General features: G+C 31.7%; 20 protein-coding genes and 2 pseudogenes. 19 read left to right on the top strand and 3 right to left on the bottom strand.

Features of this window, described 5'->3' with window-relative positions; translation table 11 throughout:
• Positions 1 to 52 precede the first annotated feature (52 nt).
• Together ACXVYO_RS13690 and ACXVYO_RS13685 are read left to right on the top strand one after the other, a co-directional pair.
• Positions 53 to 427, top strand: a complete 375-nt coding sequence (locus ACXVYO_RS13690; RefSeq protein WP_061680389.1) for a hypothetical protein — start codon at positions 53 to 55, stop codon at positions 425 to 427.
• Between the two features lie 207 nt (positions 428 to 634).
• A complete protein-coding gene (locus ACXVYO_RS13685; RefSeq protein WP_458467445.1) occupies positions 635 to 3,307 on the top strand; it encodes a M4 family metallopeptidase in 2,673 nt (890 codons plus the stop codon).
• Between the two features lie 292 nt (positions 3,308 to 3,599).
• On the opposite strand, the gene ACXVYO_RS13680 is transcribed toward ACXVYO_RS13685, so the two are convergent.
• Positions 3,600 to 4,826, bottom strand: a complete 1,227-nt coding sequence (locus ACXVYO_RS13680; RefSeq protein ID WP_458467444.1) for a helix-turn-helix domain-containing protein — start codon at positions 4,824 to 4,826, stop codon at positions 3,600 to 3,602.
• Between the two features lie 574 nt (positions 4,827 to 5,400).
• Here ACXVYO_RS13680 and ACXVYO_RS13675 point away from each other — a divergent pair.
• From ACXVYO_RS13675 to ACXVYO_RS13615, 13 genes and pseudogenes are all read left to right on the top strand, one after another.
• Positions 5,401 to 7,062 (top strand): SpaA isopeptide-forming pilin-related protein, encoded by a 1,662-nt coding sequence (locus ACXVYO_RS13675; RefSeq protein WP_458467443.1) that lies wholly within the window; start codon positions 5,401 to 5,403, stop codon positions 7,060 to 7,062.
• Positions 7,063 to 7,154: 92 nt separating this feature from the next.
• Positions 7,155 to 7,958 (top strand): class C sortase, encoded by an 804-nt coding sequence (locus ACXVYO_RS13670; RefSeq protein ID WP_458467442.1) that lies wholly within the window; start codon positions 7,155 to 7,157, stop codon positions 7,956 to 7,958.
• Positions 7,959 to 8,111: 153 nt separating this feature from the next.
• A complete protein-coding gene (locus tag ACXVYO_RS13665) occupies positions 8,112 to 10,346 on the top strand; it encodes a SpaA isopeptide-forming pilin-related protein (protein ID WP_458467441.1) in 2,235 nt (744 codons plus the stop codon).
• A 186-nt stretch (positions 10,347 to 10,532) separates the two neighbouring features.
• Positions 10,533 to 11,093, top strand: coding sequence for a class I SAM-dependent methyltransferase (locus ACXVYO_RS13660; protein ID WP_458467440.1), 561 nt, complete (start codon positions 10,533 to 10,535; stop codon positions 11,091 to 11,093).
• 265 nt (positions 11,094 to 11,358) lie between these two features.
• Positions 11,359 to 11,838, top strand: coding sequence for an SRPBCC family protein (locus tag ACXVYO_RS13655; RefSeq protein WP_458467439.1), 480 nt, complete (start codon positions 11,359 to 11,361; stop codon positions 11,836 to 11,838).
• Positions 11,839 to 11,917: 79 nt separating this feature from the next.
• Positions 11,918 to 15,088 (top strand): ATP-binding cassette domain-containing protein, encoded by a 3,171-nt coding sequence (locus ACXVYO_RS13650; protein WP_458467438.1) that lies wholly within the window; start codon positions 11,918 to 11,920, stop codon positions 15,086 to 15,088.
• A 408-nt stretch (positions 15,089 to 15,496) separates the two neighbouring features.
• Positions 15,497 to 15,802, top strand: a complete 306-nt coding sequence (locus tag ACXVYO_RS13645; RefSeq protein ID WP_458467791.1) for a PadR family transcriptional regulator — start codon at positions 15,497 to 15,499, stop codon at positions 15,800 to 15,802.
• The gene (locus ACXVYO_RS13640; protein ID WP_458467437.1) at positions 15,799 to 16,323 is read left to right on the top strand and encodes a hypothetical protein; all 525 of its coding nucleotides are present in this window, start codon (positions 15,799 to 15,801) and stop codon (positions 16,321 to 16,323) included. The genes ACXVYO_RS13645 and ACXVYO_RS13640 overlap by 4 nt, the downstream gene beginning before the upstream one ends.
• The gene (locus ACXVYO_RS13635; protein WP_458467436.1) at positions 16,304 to 17,755 is read left to right on the top strand and encodes a serine hydrolase domain-containing protein; all 1,452 of its coding nucleotides are present in this window, start codon (positions 16,304 to 16,306) and stop codon (positions 17,753 to 17,755) included. Before ACXVYO_RS13640 ends, ACXVYO_RS13635 begins: the two co-directional genes overlap by 20 nt.
• Before the next feature lie 9 nt (positions 17,756 to 17,764).
• Positions 17,765 to 18,132 (top strand): annotated as a pseudogene (locus ACXVYO_RS13630) (GyrI-like domain-containing protein); the annotation flags it as partial.
• A gap of 232 nt (positions 18,133 to 18,364) precedes the next feature.
• Positions 18,365 to 18,610, top strand: a pseudogene (locus ACXVYO_RS13625) (helix-turn-helix domain-containing protein); the annotation flags it as partial.
• Positions 18,611 to 18,673: 63 nt separating this feature from the next.
• The gene (locus ACXVYO_RS13620) at positions 18,674 to 19,636 is read left to right on the top strand and encodes a helix-turn-helix transcriptional regulator (RefSeq protein WP_458467435.1); all 963 of its coding nucleotides are present in this window, start codon (positions 18,674 to 18,676) and stop codon (positions 19,634 to 19,636) included.
• A gap of 74 nt (positions 19,637 to 19,710) precedes the next feature.
• Positions 19,711 to 20,343 (top strand): type 1 glutamine amidotransferase family protein, encoded by a 633-nt coding sequence (locus ACXVYO_RS13615; RefSeq protein ID WP_458467434.1) that lies wholly within the window; start codon positions 19,711 to 19,713, stop codon positions 20,341 to 20,343.
• A gap of 115 nt (positions 20,344 to 20,458) precedes the next feature.
• Here ACXVYO_RS13615 and ACXVYO_RS13610 read toward each other — a convergent pair whose 3' ends face one another.
• Both ACXVYO_RS13610 and ACXVYO_RS13605 read right to left on the bottom strand, forming a co-directional pair.
• Complete coding sequence (locus tag ACXVYO_RS13610) at positions 20,459 to 21,115, bottom strand: hypothetical protein (protein WP_458467433.1); 657 nt, start codon at positions 21,113 to 21,115, stop codon at positions 20,459 to 20,461.
• 17 nt (positions 21,116 to 21,132) lie between these two features.
• Positions 21,133 to 22,359 (bottom strand): MFS transporter, encoded by a 1,227-nt coding sequence (locus ACXVYO_RS13605; RefSeq protein ID WP_458467432.1) that lies wholly within the window; start codon positions 22,357 to 22,359, stop codon positions 21,133 to 21,135.
• Positions 22,360 to 22,700: 341 nt separating this feature from the next.
• Here ACXVYO_RS13605 and ACXVYO_RS13600 point away from each other — a divergent pair, with 341 nt between their 5' ends.
• The 4 genes from ACXVYO_RS13600 (at position 22,701) to ACXVYO_RS13585 (ending at position 26,394) form a co-directional block, all read left to right on the top strand.
• Complete coding sequence (locus ACXVYO_RS13600) at positions 22,701 to 23,276, top strand: NUDIX hydrolase (RefSeq protein ID WP_458467431.1); 576 nt, start codon at positions 22,701 to 22,703, stop codon at positions 23,274 to 23,276.
• A 432-nt stretch (positions 23,277 to 23,708) separates the two neighbouring features.
• Complete coding sequence (locus ACXVYO_RS13595) at positions 23,709 to 24,572, top strand: serine/threonine protein kinase (RefSeq protein WP_458467430.1); 864 nt, start codon at positions 23,709 to 23,711, stop codon at positions 24,570 to 24,572.
• A gap of 69 nt (positions 24,573 to 24,641) precedes the next feature.
• The gene (locus ACXVYO_RS13590; protein ID WP_458467429.1) at positions 24,642 to 25,394 is read left to right on the top strand and encodes a class I SAM-dependent methyltransferase; all 753 of its coding nucleotides are present in this window, start codon (positions 24,642 to 24,644) and stop codon (positions 25,392 to 25,394) included.
• A gap of 205 nt (positions 25,395 to 25,599) precedes the next feature.
• Entirely contained in the window at positions 25,600 to 26,394 is a 795-nt protein-coding gene (locus tag ACXVYO_RS13585) for a VOC family protein (RefSeq protein ID WP_458467428.1), read from the top strand.
• The last annotated feature ends 13 nt before the right edge of the window (positions 26,395 to 26,407 follow it).

Here is a 26,407-nt window from a genome sequence, read left to right as displayed (position 1 = left end):
TTTGTATAATATTCTTTTTTTATGTAGAATAGATAGGGTGGGAGGGGATGAAATGAATAATGGATTAAAGTTTAAGATTTTTGAATTACATTGTTTCGTTCAAAAAACTTATTCTGATATTAAAACAGCATGTGATATTGCTATTTATCAAGAAAACACTTCTAAATATTTAATTTCATTAGGATTTTTAAATAAATCATATATGACTTATATAGAATCAAAAAGATTTTATCGTGAAAATGAAGAACTTGTAAGTGTAGAATTTGATAATTTCTTTGATACATATGATAAATTAGAAGAGGAATTAAAAAAAGTTATTTCAACTGAAGATAAGAATCCTTCATTGCTACATAGCAGATTTGATCAGTTTCAGCAGAAAGTTGAAAATATAAATGACCTAATAAAAGTAATGCAAAACGCTCGTTAATGAATGCTTTTTTCTTTTTATATAGAAATTATGCATTAAAAAAATATTAGAGATATTACATATTGAAAGGATGACTTTTGTTTGCTACAGAAGTCATCTTTTTATAATACAGTTTTGCGTAATGTGTCGTACTTTTTATTCTTCTATTTTTGATAGGAATACATTTAAGCAGTTTCATATTTTAGGGAATTATACGAGGGAAATAACATGAAAAATAAAAAAGAAATAGCTATAGTTGCATTAACAACAGGATTAGCCCTAACAACTGTAACACCATATGGAGTAAGTTATGCAGAGGAAAAGGATCCAATGCAAGTTGAAATTCAAGAGGATTCGTTCCGTACAGGTGAACTTACACAACCATCACAAAAGGCGCCTGAGAATGTAGTGAAAGATGCACTTAAGGAAAAGACGGAGCATGCTTTGTCTCCAAAACAAGTTAGTGGAGACAAAGGGGTAGATTACAAGGTTGTTCAAAAACGTGGGGCTTATGATGGGACTACACTTGTTCGTATGCAACAAATATATGAAGGAAAAGAAGTGTATGGACACCAATTGACTGCTCATGTAGATAAAAAGGGGATTATTAAAAGTGTTTCAGGAGAAAGTGCACAAAATTTAACACAAGAAGATTTAAAGAATCCAATTAATTTATCAAAAGAAGATGCAAAACAAGTTATTTATACGAAGTACGGGAACGATATTAAATTTATTTCTGATCCAGAAGTCAAGGAAGTTATTTTTGTAAATGAAAATAATGGGCAGGCTAGCAATGCATATCAAGTTACATTTACAGCTGCAACACCAAACTATGTATCTGGAACTTATTTAGTGAATGCTAATAATGGTGATATGTTGAAAAATATGGTGCAAGAGTCAGGTTTAAAAGTAAGTGAAGAGCATGTTGAATCTATTGAGGCGAGTAAAAAAAGCAATGTCAAATCATTAACCGGAACAGGTAAAGATGATTTAGGTATAATTCGCACATTCGGTATTTCTGAACAAAGTAATGGAACATATGCACTTGCTGATTACACAAGGGGGCAAGGAATTGAGACATATGATGTAAATTATAGAGATATTAGTTTTGAAGACAGTTATTATCCTGGTATATTAGCAACTAGCACTTCAACAATATTTAATGATCCAAAGGCGGTAAGTGCTCATTTCTTAGCAACAAAGGTATATGATTTTTATAAAGATAAATATAAACGTAATAGTTTTGATAATAAGGGGAAAAAAGTAGTATCAGTTGTACATGCATGGGATTCTGGAGAAACAAATGATCCTAAAAATTGGGGGAATGCATTTAGTGCTAATATTAGCAATGTTAGTATGCTAATATATGGTGATCCAATGGTGAAAGCGTTTGACATAGCGGGCCATGAATTTACACATGCGGTTACATCTAGCGAATCTAATCTTGAATTTTCCGGAGAATCTGGGGCAATTAACGAGGCGTTATCTGATATTATGGGAACGGCTATTGAGAAATACATAAATAATGGGGAATTTAATTGGACAATAGGAGAACAAACTGGATTAGTTCTTCGTAATATGAAGAATCCATCTGCAGTCAAATTTATTAATGGATTACCTTATCCAGATGATTATAGCAAATACAGTGATTTAAACGGAGAAGATAATGAGGGCGTTCATTTCAACTCAAGTATTATTAATAAAGTCGCGTATTTAATTGCACAAGGTGGAACTCAGAACGGTGTAACTGTAAATGGTATTGGTGAAGATAAAATGTTTGATATTTTCTATTATGCAAATACAGATGAATTGAACATGACTTCTAATTTCTCTGAATTAAGAATAGCGTGTCTGAAAGTTGCAACAAACAAATATGGTGCGAACTCAATTGAGGTTGAAGCGGTCCAAAAAGCTTTTGATGCAGCAAAAATTAAAGGAACAGTGAAAGAAAACGAAAAAACTGCAGAAAACCAACTTCCTGAATTAACTGTACCACTTACAATTACACTGCGTGTTGGAGATACGTTTGAACCGATGAGTAATGTAAAAGCTGTTGATAAAGAAGATGGTGATTTAACAAATAAAGTAAAATATAAAGGCGATGTAGATACTTCTAAACCAGGTACATACATTGTGGACTACTCGGTCGTTGACTCTCAAGGCGGGAATACAATGGCTACACAGACGGTAATTGTAGAGAGAAATGGAGAAACATTAGATTTAAACCCCACATTAACAGTGCCTACTGCAACGACAATTCATGTAGGAGATTCATTCGATCCTATGGCAAAAGTATTAGCTATTGATAAAGAAGACGGCGATCTTACTTCTAAAGTAAAAGTTAATGGTGAAGTAAATACCTTTAAAGCCGATACTTACGTATTAACATACACAGTGACAGATTCTAAAGGTCATGAAGTAACTGCGAAACAAACTGTAACGGTCAAAGTTAGAGATGAAGTTAAAAATGAAATACCAATACTTAAAGTACCTGCTACAACTACAATTACTGAGGGAGATCAATTTGATCCAATGGTAGGAGTATTAGCTACTGATAAAGAGGACGGTGACGTTACTTCTAACGTAACGTATGAAGGAACTGTAGATACCTCTAAAGCTGGTACTTTTGAAGTAATATATAGTGTCAAAGATTCCGTAGGTAATGAGGTTCATACAATACAAAAAGTATTGGTGAAAGATAAAGACATCAGCAAAGCTAATGGCCTTACTAATAACAATAATATCCCGAACAACAGTAATTCCGATAAAAAAGAATCTACATATAAAGAACTTCCAAACACGGGCGCTAGTACAACTAACAGTGCAACAATGGGCATTTGGATGGTTATTGCAGGTACCGTACTCACTTTCGTTCGCAAATTTAGAAAGGTACAAAAATAATAGTAGGAATTATTTCTCACACAATAATTATTAGATGAATTTTTTACTTAATAAGATTTTAGTATTTAAGTGGTGTATTTTGCTTCTATAAAACTTTGCATTTGGACGCTATTTTGCCTACAGACCTACATTACATATAAAGCACGTTACTATTCTCATTCAAATAAAAGAATAGTAACGTGTTTTTTTGATTTAAAAATAGCCTAAATTCAAAAGGTCATGAATGTGGAAGTAATTTTAATCTGCCATTGATAAGTTACTAAAAACACTTTGTTTTAATGAAAGTTTAACTCTATATGACAACATGAGATTTTCGGTATTTACCAGGTGTTTCGTTAGTGAATTTTTTGAAAATTTTAGTAAAATAGCTTTGATCACTAAAGTTGAGCGAAGCACATATGTCTGATAAGGGATAGGTTGTGAAAGTTAATAATTTTTTTGCCTCTTCAATTCGTTCACGTTGAATGTACTCAATTAATGAAATACCGACTTCTTTTTTGAATAATATAGATAAATAATCTGAATTTACGTTTGCAAATTTAGCAAGTTGTTTAACAGATATTTGATTGTAAATATTTTCAAAAATATAGTTTTTGCAAATAACGATAGTCTTTGAGTATTTCTGTACTTTTTGTGCTTTTACACGGTCTGCAAAAGTACAGAAAACATTTCTTAATAAATCCCAAACAGATTCTGTGTCTTTTAAACCCTCTGTCTTTTGGATGTGTAGATCGTAAATCTTGTAAGCAATCCCGGAAGGAAGTCCTCCTTTTATAGCATATCTAGTAGCAAGTGTGATGGATGAAATACAAATGTTTTTATGACGTCTTAATTGATGGAACGAAGATAAGGATGAAAAAGTCTCTTGTTGGAATTCGTAATAATATTTGAGTACGCTTTGTTTATCCCCGTTTTCTATAGCTCCAAGTAGTTGGTTCTCTATATACAAATTATGACAGATAGATTCGTTTTTTTGCATTGAAATATATACATCCTCGTTTAAGATACTGCTATGACTTACATGAAATGAGTCACTGTTATTTGAAAAGGTACTTACATTTGAATTTTTTTTATAGAGAATGTTATAGAACAATATTGCTATATTCACAAAGAAGTTTTGATCTTTGACTGACAATGAAAAATAATGATCTCTTGTTCTTTTATAATTCGAAATAAAATTAAGGTTACTATCCGCTTTACTTGTAGAAAAATTTACATGTGTCAAGGGCCCAATAATAACAGTACCGTTCACCATATAATGGCTCTTTATGTGAATTAAAATGAAGTGCCCTAAATATTGGTGAGTTCTGAAGATAGGTGAATTATTTGAATCATTTTTTTGAAAAAGCACATGTAACTGTTCTATTTTTGATTTATAGAACGAATGTGAATCATCTTTTGATGTAAATTCTAAAAGAATATTTTTGTTACAATCTAAAAAACAAACTGGAATTTCAAAAGATTGGAAAAACATATTACAAATGTACTCTATCTCAACTAGACTGCGCTTTTTAGTCATATTATTCCTCCTTACAGTTGTGTGTAATAGTTGAATGTTTATATATTCCCTTTTTTCATAAGTAGAAACGGAAAAACTTTATCCATAAAAATTATAAACTTCTAAGAATAATACCATAATTTAACATGAGTAGCACATATTATTTGAATATACAGGTAATAGTTTTAGGGAGTAACGTAAAATATGAATTGTCACACTTATTCGTTGTTCATTGCTTATATGTATCAAAAATGATTAAGATTGGATTTTAAATAGGGATAGGAAGGGAGCGATTAATGAATTAAAGTTAAGTTAAGTAATTAATGGAAATTTGCGATAGAAGTTAATATGTAATGATTTTTGAAGTAGAGATATAAGTGTAATTCAGGGGGGAAACTACATAAATCGTACGGGGAGACAACGTAATAATAGAAAATAAGAAGAGTGAATAAGTGATTGTAAACAATGGATTGTTGGACGGCTATGTTTTAGGTTACTCGTTTAAATCTGGTACTTGGCACACTATTACTTTTAAGAGGGTAATAGTAATAAAGAGATTATTAAAATGATAGAAGTAGTAAAGGGGATAAGAGAAATGAAAAAAATATTTAGTGTGCTTTTAATATTTTTCTTAACATTTTCTACATGGTCTAGTGTATTAGTAAAGGCAGCTTCACCATCCAAAGGTACTTTAACGATCCATAAATATGAACAAGAAAAAGATGGAGCACAGGGGATAGAAGGAGATGGCTCTGCAAATCAAGAGGTACCAACAAATGCGAAGCCGTTAAAAGGTGTAACGTTTGAAGTGAAAAGGGTTGCGTCGTTTGAAAATATTTCAAACGATGGGAAAATCGTGAAAGAAGATGTGAAGCCTGTAATGGGAGCAACTCCAACTCAAGTAGTAACAGATGATAACGGACAAGCTGTATTAAAAGATCTTCCGCTAGGACGTTATGAAGTGAAAGAAGTGGCAGGACCTCCGCATGTTAACCTAAATCCAAATACGTATACAGTGGATATTCCATTAACGAATCAAGAGGGTAAGGTGCTAAACTATGATGTTCATATGTATCCGAAAAATGAGATTAAACGTGGTGCGGTTGATTTAGTAAAGAGTGGTGCAAATGAAAAAGCATTAGCAGGTGCAGTATTCTCTTTATTTAAAAAAGATGGTACAGAAGTGAAAAAAGAGTTAGCAACAGATGGTAATGGGCATATTCGCGTGCAAGGATTAGAGTATGGGGAATACTATTTCCAAGAGACAAAAGCGCCGAAAGGGTATGTACTAGATCCGACTAAACACGAGTTTTTTATAAAGACCTCCGGAACTATTAACGAAGATGGAACAATTACTTCTGGTACAGTAGTTAAAGTAAAAGTGAAAAACTATGAAGAACCAAATATTGATAAAAAGATTAACGGTAATTTGGAAGCGTTACCAATTAATCCGTTAACTAATTACAATTATGATATCAAAACATTAATTCCAGAAGACATTAAAGAATACAAAAAATATGTAGTAACAGATACATTAGACAATCGTTTAATGATTCAAGGAAAACCAATCGTGAAAATTGATGGAGCGGAAGTAAATGCAAGCATTGTAGAGGTCGCTGTAGAAGGCCAAAAAGTAACAGCTACAGTAAAAGATTTCACAAAGTTAGATGGTAAAAAAGAATTTCATTTACAAATTAAATCACAAGTAAAAGAAGGAGTACTATCTGGTTCAGAAATTTTAAATAGAGCAAAAATTGATTTTATAAATAAAAATAATGTAATTGGAGAAAAGGAATCTAAACCTGTAGTTGTTGTTCCGACAACTGGAATTATCGAGTTAACAAAAGTTGATGGTGCTGATAAGAAGAAATTAAAAGGTGCGGAGTTTGTACTTAAAGATAAAAATGGAAAAATAGTTGTTGTGGCAGGTAAAGAAGTCACAGGTGTATCAGATGAAAATGGTGTTATTAAATGGATTAACATTCCGTATGGAGACTATCAAATTTTTGAAACGAAAGCACCAACTTATACAAAAGAAGATGGTACAACAGCTTCATATCAATTATTAAAGGATCCTATTGATGTAAAGATTAGCGAAAATAATCAAACGGTTAAATTATCGATTGAAAATAATAAAAGTGGATGGATTCTTCCTGTAACGGGTGGTATCGGAACGACTCTATTTACTGTACTAGGCCTTGCGTTAATGGCTACAGCGGTATTTGTTTTCTTTAGAAAAAAGTTTGCTAATAATTAAGGCTTTAGGAACATGTAACCAAGTGATGTAAAAAGGGGAGAAGCAAAATGCTTCCCTCTTTTCGATATTTTAGTATATGCAGAGGTGGAAATATGAAACGAAATCTTGCTTTAGGAGGTATTTTTTTATTAGGATTAGGTATTTTTTTATATCCTACTATTAGTAATTGGTTGGCGACTCGTGCACATTATTCTGAGATTAGCTCCTACGATAAGAAGATCAAAGCACTACAAAAGAAAGAAGTTGAACGTAGGGAAAAAGAAGCAACCGAATATAATAAACAAGTTCAAACTTCCATGAAAACATTTGCAGATCCATTTTCTGAAGAAAAAAATAATCATCAAGCGTATGCCGATGCGTTAAATTTAAGTGATGTAATGGGGTATATTGAAATATCGAAAATTAATATAAAACTACCAATCTATCAAGGGACCTCTGAGGAAGTATTAAGTCGCGGGGTAGGTCATTTAGATTATTCTTCACTTCCAGTAGGTGGAGAAAATACGCACACTATTTTAACAGGGCATCGTGGTTTACCATCAGCAAAATTATTTACAGATTTAGATAAGTTGAGTGAAGGAGATCTTTTTTATATTCATTCTTTAGACAAAGTTCTTGCTTATAAAGTAGATCAAATTAAAGTAGTGTTACCACACGAAACGGACGATTTAAAAATTGTGGAAAATAAAGATTATATTACATTAATTACATGTACGCCTTATGGAGTAAATACAAATAGATTACTGGTTCGTGGTGAGCGTGTGGAGTTTAATGAGAAAGAAAAACAAAAAATGCGTAAAGAGATATTTATGTTTAATAAGTGGACCGTAGTAGTCTTAATCCTATTATTATGTGTGTTTCTAGTCGTAATTTATAAGAAAAAATTAACTCGATAGAATGAATTTATTTATCCTGTTTTAATGGGCAGTGGGACCGAAAATCCAGAGATAAGCAAAGAAGGTATATAGAGGGTAAAGTAAATCCTCACTGAAAAAAGTTTCACTTTATTCGACTGTAGAAAAAATACGGTAAAGGTGGGAACAAAGAAATTGAGGTTACGATTAAAGTTGGTAAGTATTCATTTTATGGTTTTGTTAATGTTATGTGTAATTTTTGTCGTATATGCACCAAAAGAAGCATATGGCTCCACGACTAACTTAGAAGGTCTAGGGGATATATCGCGTTATAATGCTGTAGTCTTTGGTAACCATAAAGCAGTAGGTGGCGACATTGAAGGAGCAATTGCAGTTCAAGGTGATATGGATGCATCTGGTTATACGATTGTAGGTGCAGCAGCGGGAACATCTAATATAGTTGGGGAAAAATGGGACGATGAAGGATATCCATCCTTGTTATTGTCTGGAAAATTTAAAAAATCAAGAGAGGAATCCTTTATCATTCAAAACGGAATAGTCGTAATGACAAAAGAGAGTGATCCAGATCGTATCATACAATCTTCTTATGATCGTATCGTTTATAAAGAAAAACTAGAAATTGACGCGAAATTTAATGAATTTCACAACATAGTGAACCAAGTCAGTAAAAATGCAGGTCAATATAAAACGAATACCCCAATTCTAAATATGAGTTATGGAATCGGAAAAGATATAAACAATCCTAATATTTATGTTTCATCAGAATTGGTAGGGAAAATCAATTTAGATATAAGAGATGTCTTTTTACCTAATGCGAAAGGAAAGGATTTTATCGTTATGTATTCAGATGCAATAGATGTTACATTTAAAAATGGGTCTATTCTATATGACACGAACAATATTGGAAGGGCTACAGATATAATTCCTACATCACAACCCTATTCTCCTAATTCACCGTTCACTGAGTTATACGGGAAGGTGATTTGGGTTTTTCCTAATGCAAAAAAAATTACAACAGAGGGGTATGGTGTCGTTGGGAGTGTGTTTGCTCCAAATGCTGTATTAGAAACAAAAGGCGGTTCAATTAATGGACAAGCATTTGTCGGTGCGGTACAACAAACTGGTGGATTTGAATTTCACAATTTCAAATTTAACTGGCAACATTGGAACAAGCCTAGTACAGGAAAAGTAAAGATAAAAAAAGTAGATAGTAATAATGATAATAAAGAATTAATGGGGGCAAAGTTTCATATTGAAGATTCAAATAAAAAAGTAGTTGGCGAGTTAGTAACAGATGGACAAGGAGAAGCGATATCAAAAGAATTACCAATAGGTAACTATACCCTTGTGGAAACAGAAGCGCCTAAAGGTTACGAATTATTAAAAGATAAAATAGCTGTAAAAATAGAAAAAGATGTAGTGGTAGAAATTAAAATAGAGAATAAGAAATTATCAGATCCAATGGGGAAAATGAAATTAGTAAAAATAGATACGAGCGCTAAAAATAAAAAGCTAGCAGGAGCAAAGTTTAAAATTGAAGATTCAAAAGGAAAAGTAGTTGGAGATCTAGTAACAGATGGACAAGGAGAAGCGATATCAAAAGAATTGCCAATAGGTAACTATACTCTAGTGGAAATAGAAGCGCCTAAAGGTTATGAATTATTAAAAGATAAAATAGCTGTAAAAATAGAAAAAGATGTAGTAGTAGAAATTAAAATAGGGAATAAGAAATTACCAGATCCAATGGGGAAAATGAAGTTAGTAAAAGTAGATACGAGCGCTAAAAATAAAAAGCTAGCAGGAGCAAAGTTTCATATTGAAGATTCAAATAAAAAAGTAGTTGGTGAGTTAGTAACAGATGGACAAGGAGAAGCGATATCAAAAGAATTGCCAATAGGTAACTATACTCTAGTGGAAGTAGAAGCACCTAAAGGTTATGAATTATTAAAAGATAAAATAGCTGTAAAAATAGAAAAAGATACTGTAGTAGAAATTAAAATAGGAAATAAGAAATTACCAGATCCGACTGGGCAATTTGAAATTGAGAAAGTTGATGATAAGGATATTAATCTAAAACTAAAAGGTGCTGTATTTCAAGTCTTAGATAAAGAAGGTAAAGAAGTTACTAGATTAACAACGGATGAAAAAGGAAAGGTGATTTCCAATCAGTTAGTATTTGGAAAGTATACGATTAAAGAAATAAAAGCGCCAAACGGATATATGTTACTTAGAGATCCAATAGAAATAGAAATTACAGAAGCGGTAAGGACACAAAAACTAACAGTGAAAAATGTGAAAAATAATTGGGTAATTCCTAATACTGGTGGCAGCGGAACAACAAGTTTTTACGTGACTGGTTTTGTGCTAATGTTTAGTGTGTTATGTTTATGTAAGAAAAATCGTATATAAATAGTATAAAAACAGTTGTGTATTATAAACTGATTCCATAAAGTTAGAAAATCGTTGTGTTAGAAAAATTTCCAGCATGAGTTCGGTATTGTACTGGACTTATGCTATTAAATTTGGTCGAAGAAGGAAGGATAATAGTAAACATAGAATATACTAATAAATTAAAATGTCTATGAGGTGAAACTGATGGCAATAAAACAAGACGAAATTAAAGTAGTAGTCGGAGCTGGAATGTTTAATAATAATCCAGGTTGGATTCAAACGCAGGAAGATGAACTTAACTTATTAGATAAAGCTGCGTGGGAAGAAAGATTTGAATACAATTCTATTTCAGCTATTTTAGCTGAACATGTATGGGAACACCTTACATTTGAAGAAGGTGTAAGGGCAGCAGAAATTTGTTATGAATTTTTAAAGCCAGCAGGGCACATTCGGTGTGGTGTTCCTGATGCGTTTTTCCAAGATGAAGCGTACCAAAATATAGTTCAAATAGGCGGACCAGGTCCGAAAGATCATCCAGCAGCAAGTCATAAAATCGTTCATAATTATAAAACATTAACGAAAATGTTTGAAACTGCTGGATTTGAGGTAGTTTTACTTGAATATTGTGATGAAAATGGTCAGTTTTATTACAACGAATGGGATGCAAACGACGGTGTTATTTTCCGTTCTAAAAGGTATGATTCTAGAAATAAAGGCGATAAACTTGGTTTTCCATCGCTAATTGTCGATGCGATTAAGCGCTAAATCACTCAACAAAAACAAGAGTAAATTTTATCATTTCAAAAGTCGCAAATGCGGCTTTTTTTCTGCGTAAGTTTATATTTAATAAGGAAAGGGACATACTTGATATTTCATTCTCAACATAATATAACTTGATTTAGAAAATATTTAAGTTTTTGCAGCGCTATTAACTTTAAATTAATACTTCCGTGATATAAATATTTATTTTATATTTATATTCGTGTAAAATGAAGTGAGAACATACATTCTGTACAAGGAGGCAATTAACATGATAGCTGAAATTGGGAAACTAACTGATGGATACATTGTAAAATTTGAACGCACATTTCCATATACACTAGAGGAAATTTGGTCTGTTTTAACAGAAAACAGTAAGCTTAAAAAATGGATGTCTAATTTACAGATTGAAAGCCTTAAAACAGGTGGAATAATCAAGTTTGACATGATGGACGGTTCATTTATAAATATTGATATTTTAGAGTGTCAAGTAAACGCAGTGCTTGAATTTACTTGGGATAAAGATCGTGTCCGATTTGAAATACATAAAGAGGAAAATGGTACTCTTTTACTTCTTAAAGAATACATTTATGATTTAACAGATCATACACCAAAAGATATAGCAGGTTGGCATATTTGTTTAGATCTTTTTTCTTCCGTTCTAGAAGGAGAAGAAAAAGAATTTTCTAAAGATGAATGGCAACAGTGGTTTGAAATATATAAGGATAAGTTCCTTGAAGTAAGAGGGTAATTACGTAAAAAATTATATTTATTGTGTAATTATTATACTGTAAAAATGACTTTTATGAAAAATAAGAATAGAGGTTAATATGAAAGTAAATCAATTAATTGCTAATAACATAAATAAATTAGATACAGCTATTCCATTTAATAAGTCGTTTGGAATCGCTGGTTTATCAGGATCGGGTAAAACAACTTTTTGTCAAACGATTGGCGAAGAATCAAAAAAACGATTAGTTTCTTTATTGCCAAAGGCTGAATATCAATATTTATTTCCTAATATAATGGAAACAAATTTTAGTGCTATTAAGATGGAAGATATGCCTTTAGTACTTTTTCTAGGAAAGTCATCGATTTCTTCCAACCCACGTTCAACGATAGGTACTCATACTGGTGTATTTACTGAAGTTCGCGAAAAACTTGCCGAAGTATTTCATATTTCCCCTGAGGTTTTTTCGTTTAATAATCAGTTAGGTTGGTGTACTGGTTGTAAAGGCCGTGGTACTACTAAAAATATTGAATGTAAAAAATGTAAGGGGAAACGTTATAACGAAGAAATCGAACAACATACTATAGATTTATTTGCTAAACCACATACAATTTCAAATATTAATGATTTAAGTGTTGAGTCTATTCTTTCGTTAGCGGAAGAGTTAAATATTAGTGATGCAAAGCAACATATACTGCAAAATATAATTAATATGAACATTGGTTATTTAACATTAAATCGAATTATGGGTACGTTGTCAGGTGGAGAGTTAACAAGACTTTATTTGGCTGAATTTATGGCAGTAAGTGAAAATGCTGTAATTATTATTGATGAGATTTCAGTTGGACTTGATCACGAAACATTATTACAAATATTAGAAGAGATTAAGCAGTTAGGTTGTAAAAATCAAATTTGGCTCATCGATCATTCAGATACAGTATTGGATACAACAGATGAGCAATTGTTCTTTGGACCTGGTAGCGGAAAATATGGTGGACAAATTGTGAAAGAATCACCAAGACCAAAACCAATACTGTGGGATTTAAATAAAGAAATACCAACAGAATATTATACATTCCAAGAATTATATTGCCGTAATATCCAAATGGAAGAGTTTCAAATTCCTAAAAATAGGCTTGTAACGGTTACAGGAGAATCTGGATGTGGGAAATCTACACTTGTCAATGAATGTTTAGCTACAGATTTCATGAAACGATATTCAAAAGATAAATTAGTTATGGTAGGACAAGATCGAAATCAATCTATTACAAGTCGATCAACTGTAGCCACTTTCCTAGATATTAAAAAGAAACTAACAAAGTATAGCGAAGAAATTGATGATATTTTTGAGCGTTCGATTGAGGATATTATAGATGAACTCCCAAATGAAGATATTGCGTATAAACGCTTGAGTCTACTCATTAAATTAGGACTTGGTTATTTAACGTTAGAACGAAAAACACAAACATTATCAACAGGTGAGTTTCAATGTGTTCATTTAGTTTCGGAGTTATTTGCAAACACAAGAAATCCACATACATTATTTATTTTTGATGAGCCTTCAAAAGGTTTATCACAAAATATTTTAAATCAATTTATAGATAGTGTTAGAGGGATATTGCAAGATGAATCGGTCTCTATCATTATGATTGAACATAATAGTTACATGTTAGAAAGCTCTGATTATATTGTAGATTTCGGGAAAAGACAGCCCGAACCTATAAAGCATCTTGATGTAGTAAGTCATGAAGATTATTATCGTCAAAAAAGCAGTGTGAATAATGCTGAGCAAATACATATTTCTTCAGCACTTAAGCAAAAAAAAGGCGTTCACTATTTAGAAGAAAATCATATTAACTATTTTAAAAATGCGGAAAACATTTATAAGGGTGGTATTTTAAAAAGTTTATCATCAATGGCCCGTTTAATTTATGGCGAATATGAATCTGATACAATTGCACCTGTTATTGCTATTGATCTTGAAAGACATTTATATAGTCAATATAGTTTCTTATATGAAATTGGTGGACTAATTAATCATATTGTAGCTGCTCATCCAACTAATAAAGACACGAGAAGTTTTGATTTCTATTCACAGGACAATCACTGTCCATCTTGTTCTGGACGTCTTCAAATTGAAGTTTTCGATAAAGAGATTACAATTCAAGATAAAAACATTCCATTTTGGGACGGTTTATTCCATCCGGAAATCATGAAAGTATTAAAATTTTATCAATATGAAAAAATAGAATTTCTATTTGAGGAAATTAAAAATGAGCTTGGTCACGATTTATCAAAGAGCTATAACGATATGTCAGAAGAAGAAAAGCATACGTTTTGGTACGGATATTTTGAAAAATCATTTTATGATAAAAAAGGAAAGACACGCAGAACATGGGTAGGATTTAATACAATCATCGGTGGGTATATTGTTATTTCAAAAGCAGCTATTAAAGAAGAAATTAAGTCTTCTAAAGAAATGATGACCTGTCCAATTTGTGAGGGAACAGTTTTAAATCATCATAAACCGCTTAAATTTGGTAACTTCGATATTCGTGAAATTATCAATCAACCAGTTGATGATGTGTTGAAAGTAGTCGGTGATTTACCAGCACTTCATAAATTGAAATCTATTGTTGGTGGAAATATGAAATTGACAGAAGATGTTTCTTTATTGCCAAGAAAAGCACAAGTTGCACTGAAAATGTTTGAATTAGAACAGGCAAGCTTTTCAAACTATGAAATGGTGTTACAAAATGTTTTACCATTCTGGGATGAAATAAAAGGAAATATCGAATTCATTAGTGTTAATAATCGAGTAACTGTTTGTGATTTCCCTAATGTTTATGAAACGAGAGAAAACATTATAGATAAGTATTTCACAAATGGTAAATATAAAAAACTTACGTATGTATACGAAGCGTTTGGATACAAAAAGTTAGTTACCCAAATTAATAAAATTAAAAAAGGTAATCCATGTCCATTCTGTAACGGAAAGAAAGTTATAACAGAAGATAATTTGCATGATGGTGTCTTTAAATTAACAATCCCATGTGTAACTTGTAATGCAACTGGTATAAATGACGAAGGACTAAAAGAAGTTGTTGAGGGCGTGGATGTACAAACATGGTTAACTGGAAAAGTTAGTGATGTTGTGGATGAGAGCTTATTAACAGAAGCTGTTTCGCAAATACCAATTTTTAATCGCATTCGCGAATTGGATAAACGTGAGATGATGGCGGTTTATGAATGTCTTGAGAGTAATCAGTAAAGTTATATTAGTTTATGTGTTATTAGCATAACTTATATAAAACGTATATTCTTTATAATGTTTATAATAACGCAGTATGAGTATTACAAGGTAATGAAAGAAGATCCAATTTCTTAATGTGAGAATTAAGGAATTGGATTTTTTAGTATTTTTATGTCCCGTATACTACATTTTCAACTAAGATAATATGGAGGAGAGATAGAAATATAAAAGGGACGAACAGTTAATATATTATGTAATTATTATATTATAAAAGTGATTGTTAGGGGTAAAAACAGTTCGCAAGTAATATCTTCGTTATGTTGTCTGATTTTTCGGATTTAACAGAAATATATACTTGAATGAAGTATATATTTCTGTTAAATTTATCCTATGGACAGAACAAGTTTAATTAAAGGTCATTTAGAAATGTGTGTATTATCTATTTTGTCGAAAAAGAAAAGTTATGGTTATGAGATTATGAAAGAACTCGAAGTAAACAATTTAAAATTGAAAGGAGTAGGAAGTATTTACCCCATATTAACTAAGTTGAAAAATCAAGAGTGGGTTAATACTTATCAAGTAGTAACAGAAAGTGGTAAAGTTAGGGTTTATTATGAAATTAATGAAAGTGGAAAAATACGTCTTGAGAAGAAAATTAATGAGTGGTTAGAATTGCAATCAGATATTCAAACATTATTAAAAAGCGGTTTGAAAGGAGAGCTTCTGAAATGAGGAATAGATTGATAGGTAAAGAAAAGCAATTTTTAACAGACGTACTTAAGGAATTAAAGCAATACGATATTAGTTTAGAAGAAAGGAAAAATATTAAGCGACAAATATTAGAACATATTCAAGAATGTCGTGAACATGGTGAAGATAGTATAGATGATTTAGGTACACCTCAATTATTTGTTCAAAATTATTTAGAAATAAATGAGATTGATTTACAAGTTAAAATGAAACAACTTAAAAATGAAAAAGGGAAATTAAACACACCTATCTTACGCGGCATATTCATCGCAATTATTACTTACCTCATCTCGCAAACTACATTCACAATATTTTTAACTAGATCATTTAATAATAGTAAAAATACATTTCAGTATAATCTTTTATATCGTATTTCAGAAAATCAATGGTGGAATTTATTATTAATAATGATTAGTTTTATGTTCTCTGTAGTAGTATTTATTAGTTTAGTAAGTTATAAAAAACGAAAGCTGTCAAAGCATAATGAAGAATACGATCTATAAAGTGTCTCTATTTTATATTATTTGTAATATATTAATATTATGCATTACAGATTCTAAAGTTTATGCTCAGCAAAATATTAAAATTGCATTAGATAAGTATATTGAAAAATTTATAAAGGAGCAGAACATTCCAGGAGCTTCTGTTGCAATTGTACATAATAAAGATGTATTTTTCACAAAAACGATGGGGATTACTGGAGAATCTGAAAAAAAGGTAACTAGTAAAACCCCATTTGCAATCGGCTCAATAAGTAAATCTTTATCAGCTTTAGCTATAGTGAAATTAATAGAAGATAAAAAATTAAAATTAGAGGATCCAGTTCAACGGTATCTTCCTTGGTTTAAACTAAAATATCCTAAAATATCCTCAACTATAACAATCCAACATCTACTAACTCATACAAGCGGAATCAGTACATATGAGGGCTTAGCATTATCAGATAAGCAATCCGAAAATTCTACAGCATTACAAGAAAATGTAATGAAACTATCAAATGTAAAATTAACTGCTCCACCAGGTGAAAAATATCAATATAGTAATGCGAATTATATAATACTTGGTGCGCTTATTGAGGCCGTCACAAATGAAACATATTCATCATATATGGAAAAGCATGTTTTTCAGCCGTTAAATATGAATAGCGCGGCAGCAAGTAAAGAAACTGCATATGAAAAAGGTTATTTAACAGGTTATCAGTCGTGGTTTGGCATACCAAGAAAAAGTGTAGTGTCCTATGATAATGCAGGGGCACCGTATGGCTATATTACTGCAAATTTAGAAGATATGATTCAATATATTATGTTTTTGAATCGGCCAGAGGATGCTCAATTTTTAAAGCAAGAAAACATGGATCTTTATCTGTCCCCACTTTATAAAATAAATTCAGAAAAAAGTTATGGTTTTGGATTAAGAACAACAAATGTAAATGAAAGCGAAACGATGATTTGGCATTCAGGATCAACGCCTGATGCTCGTGCAGAATTATTTATTTTAAATAAAAGTGGCTGGGGTGGAGTGATTTTAACAAATAAAAATCATGTTTTAGAAGAACCAGCACTATCGGTATTGAAAAATGGGCTTATTAGTATTATGAATGGGGAAGAACCGGTTGATATCCCTAAAAATATACCATTAACACAAATTATTTTATTGATAGTTACACTTATACTTTTCATAATGTCATTTATGTTACTTAAAAAGTATAAACATAGGAAAACTGCAAAAAAGGTAATTTGGTTATCCATAGGGATTCTACCCTTACTATTATCTATTATGTTCATCCCAATTCTTACTTATAGTACAAGATCACCGTGGCGTGCGATTAAAATATTTGCGCCAGACGTAGCCTTATTTACAAGTATTATTGTAACTTTATTAGCTGTGAACGGGCTAATATCAATTCTTATAGCCTTAAGAAGGAATAGAGTATAAGGAGAAATTTGTGAAGGCAATTTATGAAGCATATTGATGCAAGAAATTCATATTAAAAATATTAGTATGGAAAATCCGAGTTATTGTATTTTTGTCTTCCTTAATCAAGAATAGAAAATGATGTAGATGTAGGAATACAGCTAAGTATTTTAGGTAAACATGAAAATACAAATGATGTTACATTTAAAAATATTGAATCAACTCATGTAGCGTCTATAACAGTTAATGGAAGTTATGAACAAATGACAGCTGCAAAATGGATTGAGACAGAAGGTTACGAATTAGCAGGCCCGATGTTTAATATTTACCATGTGAGCCCAGCGATGGAATCGGATCCTAATAAGTGGGTTACAGAAGTTTGTTATCCAGTTAAATGATGATAAAGAAAAAAGGCATTAATTATATGCCTTTTTTCTTTATGGTGTACCGTCACGGAAATGAGGATTTACAATACTTAGCCAATTTTCCTGACGATTCTCCCGTTTTGAATAACGTTAAGAAAGTTTCAGTGGTCTTAAAGAATCTAATGAGATCACTTTCTTGGAATTAAAATGGTATTCTCCTAGCAAATTAATATGTTCCCAGATTTAAGGTGAACTATGGTGCAATATTACGGTTATGGCGGTTGTAAACCAATTAGAACGTGATCTTATCCATATGCGATAGCGTGTTGAATTGGCTAAAAAAGAAGGAAATTGTAAAGGTCGGTTAAAGAAGTACCATAAAAATCATGCAGGAATGAATTATGCAGTAAAGCTTTATAAAGAGGGAGATATGACTGTAAATCAAATTTGTGAAATTACAAATGTGGCTAGGGTCTCATTATATAGAAAGCTATCGGAAAGGAACAGTTGATGAGTTATACTAAAAACAGGAAATATATAATAGAAAATAAATTTCATATAGAGGTGGAATTATATGCCTAAAATTGACAATATGTTAGCAATTCTATGGATGCTTCGTTCAGGTGAAAAAATTACTGCAAAACAAATTTCAGAAAAGTTAGAGATGAATATAAGGACTGTGTATCGTTATATTGATACAATTTCAACAAGTGGCGTACCTATCATTTCAGAACCAGGACATAACGGTGGTTACACTTTATTGAACAATTTTATTGAGGCTCCTCTTTTTTTTGATTTTGAGGAGCAAACTGCACTATTTCACGCTGCTGTTTTTGCAGAAGAAGCCGGATATTATGGAGGTAAAGCACTAAATAGGGCCATTTCAAAACTAAGTAAATACTCAAATCAAGAGCAGGAAACAAAGATAAACCAACATTTAGCTAGTCTTGAAGTAATAAGTCGATTAAGTTCACTCTCTATGGAACCTTTTTTGAAGGAGTTGGAGCAGGCTGTAGCTGACGGCTACTCAGTAAAAATTCTTTACCATAAAAGTGGTGAAAAGCAATTAAATTATAGATTGGTCGATCCGTACAAAATTATCTATTGGAATAATAAGTGGTATGTGATTGGATTTTGTCATCTTAGGAATGATATCCGTAGTTTTAGAGTAGATCGAATTGAAAGTTTAATGCTAACAGAAAATAAGTTTAACCGACCGGAAAATTTTTCAGCACGTGACTTTTTTATAAATGGTCTTCTTCCAACTATAGAAGATAAGGAAGGGACTATTTCTTTGGTTATTAATGGGGATAAAAGTGTATTGGCTGATATTTGCCAACATTGGTTTTTAGGACATTATTTACAAGAACGGACTTCAAATCAAGCAGTTTTTCTTCTTGAAAAAGATATATTACATACATATGTACCTTATTTACTTTTACCGTACAATAAATCTATTAAAGTTATTGAGCCAATAAGTCTTAAGAAAAGACTTATTGAAGTTCTTTCGGAATTAATAAAATTTCATCAAGTATGATAACTTCCCTGACGTTAACTGTCAGGGAAGTTATATTATAATAGCTATATAAATTGTGATTGGAGTGTTACTGGATGCAAACAAAAAAAGCATTTCTATATGTATTTAATACAATGTCAGACTGGGAATATGGATATTTAATTGCTGAATTAAACTCAGGAAGATATTTCAAAAAAGATTTAGCACCTTTAAAAGTAATTACAGTAGGAGCTAATAAAGAAATGATTACTACTATGGGAGGACTGAGCATAAAACCAGATATTTCCCTTGATGAATGTACTCTTGAGAGTAATGATCTTTTAATTTTACCAGGAGGGACTACTTGGAGTGAAGAAATTCATCAACCGATCTTGGAAAGAATTGGCCAAGCTTTAAAGATTGGTACTATTGTTGCTGCAATTTGTGGTGCAACTGAGGGCCTCGCGAATATGGGATACTTAGATACTAGAAAGCATACAAGTAATAACTTAGAATATACTAAAATGGTATGTCCTAACTATAAAGGAGAAAAGTTCTATGAGTTGGGATCTGCAATATCTGATGCGAATTTAGTTACTGCATCAGGAATAGCTCCTCTGGAATTTGCAATGGAGGTATTGAAAAAAATAGATGTATTTACACCAGATACATTACATTCATGGTATAACCTAAATAAAACTCATAAACCTGAATACTTCTTCCAGTTAATGAATTCAATAAATAAATGAAGTAACTGAAAAGCTCAATTTCTCTATTGTGACTTGTAGAGAAGTTGGGCTTTTAAATTTGGAATTTCCTTATCGTTGTAAATTCGTATTTTCCTGACGCGCCCCCTTTATCAACTTATCCGTAAATATCAAGAGAAATTACTTCTTGATTCGATTCGTCAACTACTAGTACAATTTTATTTGCAAATGTACAAAATGAGCGGAGTGTAATGGAATCCTTTAATGACTCTTTTAAAAACCAACCTGTTGGTACTAAAGAAATGCAATTCTCTTTTTGAAAGAATGAATGTTTGAGGAAATATGCTATTTCTTGAGTTTCTTTTAAGAACATCGGAGCAATGCAATCGAATAGTACAGAATAATATTTTAATGTTCTTCTACCGACAATTCTATTAAAAGAACAACTTCGGTATAAATCAGGCACTACGGGATATATACCGTTAGTTAGAAGTGCTTTTAAAGTTTGTTTTGATTCTTCCTTTAAACCTATCATGAAAATTTCATGTAATTCATTATTAATAAAAACTTGTTTCACATCTTTATAATGAGGGATTAATTCATTTTTAACTATATTTAAAGTAATGTCATTTGTAATGGGAAAGGACGTATAAACGTCCTCTTCAAGTATGACAACCATGCCACTGAAAAGTTGGCAAATTGGACTGAGAGAAGTATTTGAAGATACAGGAGGTGCCTTTTCTATATGAAAATCTTCATTTATAGTAGGTGCTGGATATTTTTGCTCTTCGATTTCAATTAACCAATCATACATAATTATCTTTCCTTCCATCATAGTTTTCGTATCGGACTATATAGTGCAATAAAAACTTCAAGTAGCTTCGTGAAAGCAGCTAAAGCAAATACAAGTACTGGATTATAGGCTGAAATAATGCCTCCTACTAATGCCCCGAGTGGCATAGCTAATCGTGTGAGTACACGTGAAAATCCTAAAACCCTTCCTTGCATATTTGATGGAACGGTTTCCTGGCGAACTGTGGCTACAATTATATTCCATGCAATATTGCAAGTCATTGCAATACCGAAAGCAATGCCAGGAGCAAACCAATATGTACTCCAAAGTGCGAAAGTTAAGCCAATTGCTCCAGTGAATAGGAGTGAAGGAATTAGAAGGCCGCGCTGTAATTTCTTTTCTAAAGGAACTGCAATTAAGCTCCCTAAAATCCCACCTATGCCAATTAATGAATAATTAAAGCCACTTTGTTCCGGGGTAAGTTGCAATGTGGATAGTAAATAATACATGAATACACCTAAAACTGCACTGGCTCCAAAGTTTCCAATCATAGCTTGAAAAGATAAAGCTAAATTTAAGCGGTCATTTTTAAGCCACTTAAACCCATTAAACAAATCAGATAGTACATTTTGATATGTATTTTTATCCTTATTTTGACTGTTTACAGTTTTAATTGATGGTAGTAACATCACAGCAACTAATGTTGCAATAAATGAAAGAACATTAATCCAAAGTACTTGAAAGCCGCCAATAAAAGATATGAAAATCCCAGCTATCATTGGACCAAACAAACTAGCCAATTGATTGATCATTTGATAGAAAGAATTAGCCTTCGTTAATGATGCTCCTGCGATGTGTGGAATGACTGTAACAGTGGTTACATCAAAAAGCATAGACATAACTGCTAAGATAAAAGTAATTACGTATAAATGCCAGATTTCTAATAGATGTAATGCATGTAGAATGGGTACAAGACTTACTAAAATAATATTGGTAATATCCGCTATCCAAAGTAACTTTTTTCGATCGGATCGATCAATTATTACACCAACTAAAGGGCCAAATAAAACAATTGGCAATACATTAATAGCAAATAAAGAACTTATAATTACAGCTGAACCGGTTAATTGATAGGCAATCCAAGGAAGCGCAAAAGTATATAGTGAATCCCCAATTCGTGAAATGAGTAAACCAAAAATAAAAATCTTGTATTCTTTAGAAAAAATTGTCTTTACGGTAAACTTGCGTTCTAGCATAAATTTCACAACTGTTTAAACCACCTTTATTATAGAGGAATTTGAAAATCATCCGTCCAATATTTGTTATGTATAGAATTCTGTAATTTTTAAATGAATCCTACTTTTTAGAGGTATTTTAAAACTTAAAGGAGGAAATAAAAATGAAGGAAGTATTATAAAAAAGATTTTAGTACGAACAGGATGGGGAGAAAGCTCATTAACAAAGTATAGAAATTCGTGGAAAGAAACAGTACCTAAGTATATAGCACAAAACCTACTTGATGCTGCGAGTTGGATTGAAGATAATTTAAATACATAATAAAATTATAGTAAACTATTTTGTTCAAAGGTCGTTAGGAGGGAAAATGTTGATACAAATAGATAAGAATGTGCGAACAGCTGGTGCGTATGTAGTGTATAAAAATTTATTTGTTTTTCAAGTTGGTCCAACGAATAAAGGTGATACATTAGGTGTAGTAAGGCTCGGAGGACATAAAGAAGGGGATGAAACAGCAGTAGAAACTGCTAAAAGAGAAGTGAAAGAAGAAGCTGCTATCGATATTATCATTTTGAGTTCGCCAAGTATATATTACAAAGAGAATTGGAGTGCACAATCAAAGAAAATAAAAGTAGAAAATGAAATCAATCCAATATTAATTATTGATAGTCCAGATGAAACTTTATCTACTATGTATATGGCACATGCAGAAAATGAACCAACTCCATCTTCCGAAACGAACGGGCTCTTATTACTTTCAGTAAGTGATATTAGGCTTATTTGTAGTAAGGAAATAACACTAAACGATTATATTAAGCAAGGTGGAATAGCTAAATTAAAAGAAAACATGGATAAAGAGTTAATCTTACAACCTTTTCCGCAACTTTTGTTTTTAGCAGAACTTTTAAAAGAGGATCCTGTATTGCTTCAGCAGTTTCTAAATTAGTAAGAAAAAGCCACTTTTTTAAATAATCTCTTCTTAAATGTATCCTACATTATGAAACAGTACATTGCCTATAGTAAAACTATTTTGCATTAAATATTATAGTTTATGTGAGTATGTAAAAACAGTCCGTGCTGTTTTAGATAGTATGTGTGATTGGGGAAGAAGACATTTATATTATAAAGAAATAAACTATAAATTTATTATGTAAACTGTTTATGCACGTGAAATATACTTTCCTTATAATTTTTATTTTATAATATATAATAGAAGATAAGAATATATTGGTAGTTATTGAATGAAATTAAGGGCCTTTATTTGAAAGGAGTGATGTTTTATGAATAAACAGAAGAAAACAAAGTATGAGGTAAAAATAATTTGAGTATGCGTATCATGCCTCTATAAACTACGTTCGCTCAAAGTTAGGAGCAGCGCATGATAAATATTACAATAGGAAAAAATCAATACTCTATAACATTAGCTGAGGATCATAATTTTGATTGGTTAAAGGGTGTAGAAGTATTTACTGTTTTTGATCAGCAAGATTCAGGAAATATTAGCTTTGGTATTATTGAGAATGGACAACGCTATTTTTTGAAGTATGCTGGTGCACGTAATTTAGAGTATAAAGGTAATGTAGAGGATGCAATTCAACGATTAATGAAAGCAAAGGAAGTATATGAACAAATTCAACATCCTTTACTAGTTCCATATATTAATTCGATTCAAATGAAAAATGGATTTTGTTTAAGTTTTCATTGGATTGATGGGGAATGCATGCATAATCATTGGGACTTTACAACGTTTGAAAAGCACCATGCACCAAATTCGCCTTTTGTGAAGTTAAGAAAATTATGTGTGTCGAATAGACTTAACATATTGACACAAATTTTTGAGTTTGCAGCATATGTGGAGTCACTAGGATATGTCATGGTTGATTTTTATGACGGTAGTATTTTATATAATTTTGAACAATCAAAACTGACGATTTGTGATATTGATTTCTTTCAAAAAACACCTGTATTCAATGAAATTGGGGAGGATTTTTGGGGAACAACTCGCTTTAAAGCACCGGAGGAATATGAACTGCATGCACAAATTACAAGCGAAACGAATGTGTATGTGTTAGCCGGAATTGCTTTTTACTTTATCGGCGGGAAAAATGATAAAAGCTATGAAAAATGGGAAAGTACACAAGAATTATATAATATATGTAAAAAAGCGCTACATAAAGAAAAAAGTAACAGGTACCGTACTGTTCAAGCGTTTTATGAAGCTTGGCTTGCATATATAGAATAAATAATTGATGGCTCATTTTTATTAAGAAGCTGTGGAATATATAAGCATCAACAAAGGGGAAAGCATAAAATGAACGAATTAGAGTACAAAAACTTTTATGATAAAGTAGGAAGAATAAATGGATGGGATTTTAGTAAAGTAAAATGTGAAACTGTAGGAGATACATGGGATTTTTATAGTGAGGTAAAAGAAAGATGCAAGCTATCACAGATTTTACTTGATGTTGGTACAGGTGGAGGCGAAAATGTACTTAACATAGCATCTGCAGCTAAATTTTTAATTGGAATCGATAATTCTAATAGCATGATTGAAACAGCACATTCCAATTTGAGAAAATCAGATGTAAAAAATGTTGAGTTTCTTCAAATGGATTCTGAAGCTTTAACGTTTCTATCGTCGTATTTTGATATTGCTTCTAGTTGCCACGCACCGTTTATAGCATCCGAATTAGCAAAAGTAATGAAAAAAGGTGCTTTGTTTTTAACACAACAAGTTAGCGAACATGATAAATTGAACCTGAAAGAGGCATTTGGAAGAGGACAATGCTTAGGCGAAAGAGATGGATCTTTAAAAGAAAAGTATATGGCTGAACTTATAAATGCAGGATTTGAACTCGTGCAAGTACGTGAATATGATGTTACTGATTATTACAATACGCCGGAAGATCTTATTTTCTTGTTAAAACATACACCTATTATTCCTAGATTTGGAGAAGAGGAAGAGGATTTTACTATTTTACAAAAGTTCATTGATGCAAATAGTTCTGAAAAGGGGATTCGTACGAATTCAAAAAGATTTATGATTATTGCTGTAAAATCATAAAGTATTTAGTGTAAAAGCTACTTTTCGTATAAGGAAAAGCAGCTTTTTTGTATGGAAACAATACTATATTAACAATGAAAGAAGCTAACTTATTCATACTAAAGTTGTAGTTTTTTTTTGAAAAATCCACCCTTCTGTTTGATTCTATCTATTTATAAATGTAATACAATACGAATAGATAATAAGAAACAAGGGGGAATGTAACGTGATTACACATATATCAGACATAAAACTACAAACGGTTTCCATAGAAGGGGTAAAACAAGTATATAAGGACATATTATCTTTTCCAATAAAAAAAGAAACGGCATCTTTTATTCAATTTGAAGTAACACCACACACAACAATTAGTTTTCAAGAAGTATACGAACCAATCGCACCTGCACATTTCGCTTTTGAGATTCCATATTCAAAATTTCATGAAACAGCAAGGTGGTTAAAGGATTCTGGATTACTCATTGTGAAATGGAAAAATGGAAATGTAATTGGTGAAGAGAATGGTTTATTCAATGTATACTTTAAAGACGGTGATGGAAACCTTCTCGAAATTATCGCACATAGTTATGTTAAAGAAGGTGTATTAGTACCGCATTCGCCTTTAAACATTTTATATGTAAGAGAAATCGGACTTCCCGTTAAAAGTGTACCTGTATTTACAGAATGGTTGAAATCAAATCTAAATATGAAAACGATGGAAGATGGGGATATTTTCAACTTTGTTATAGGGGGCACAGCATATATTGTTGCAACATGGTGGCAACGACCTTGGATCCCAATTGCAATGAAAGCTTTACCACCGAAAGTAAACGTATCTTTCGGAACACCGAACCCTGCATTTTTACAGCAAATCCAAATTAATTTTAAGAGAAATAGTGTACCATTTCAATGTAAACATAATGAAGTATCATTTATTGAGCAAGGATATGCATTTTCAATTGTGTATACACCACATTTCCCTTCCGATATTCCTAGTAAATTAAACTTACCACTTTCTATTTAAGGATAGAAAGTGG

This window comes from Bacillus sp. BC08 (assembly GCF_054326875.1).
Note: the sequence above shows the minus strand (reverse complement) of the source record. Positions and strands in the feature narration are given on the sequence as shown.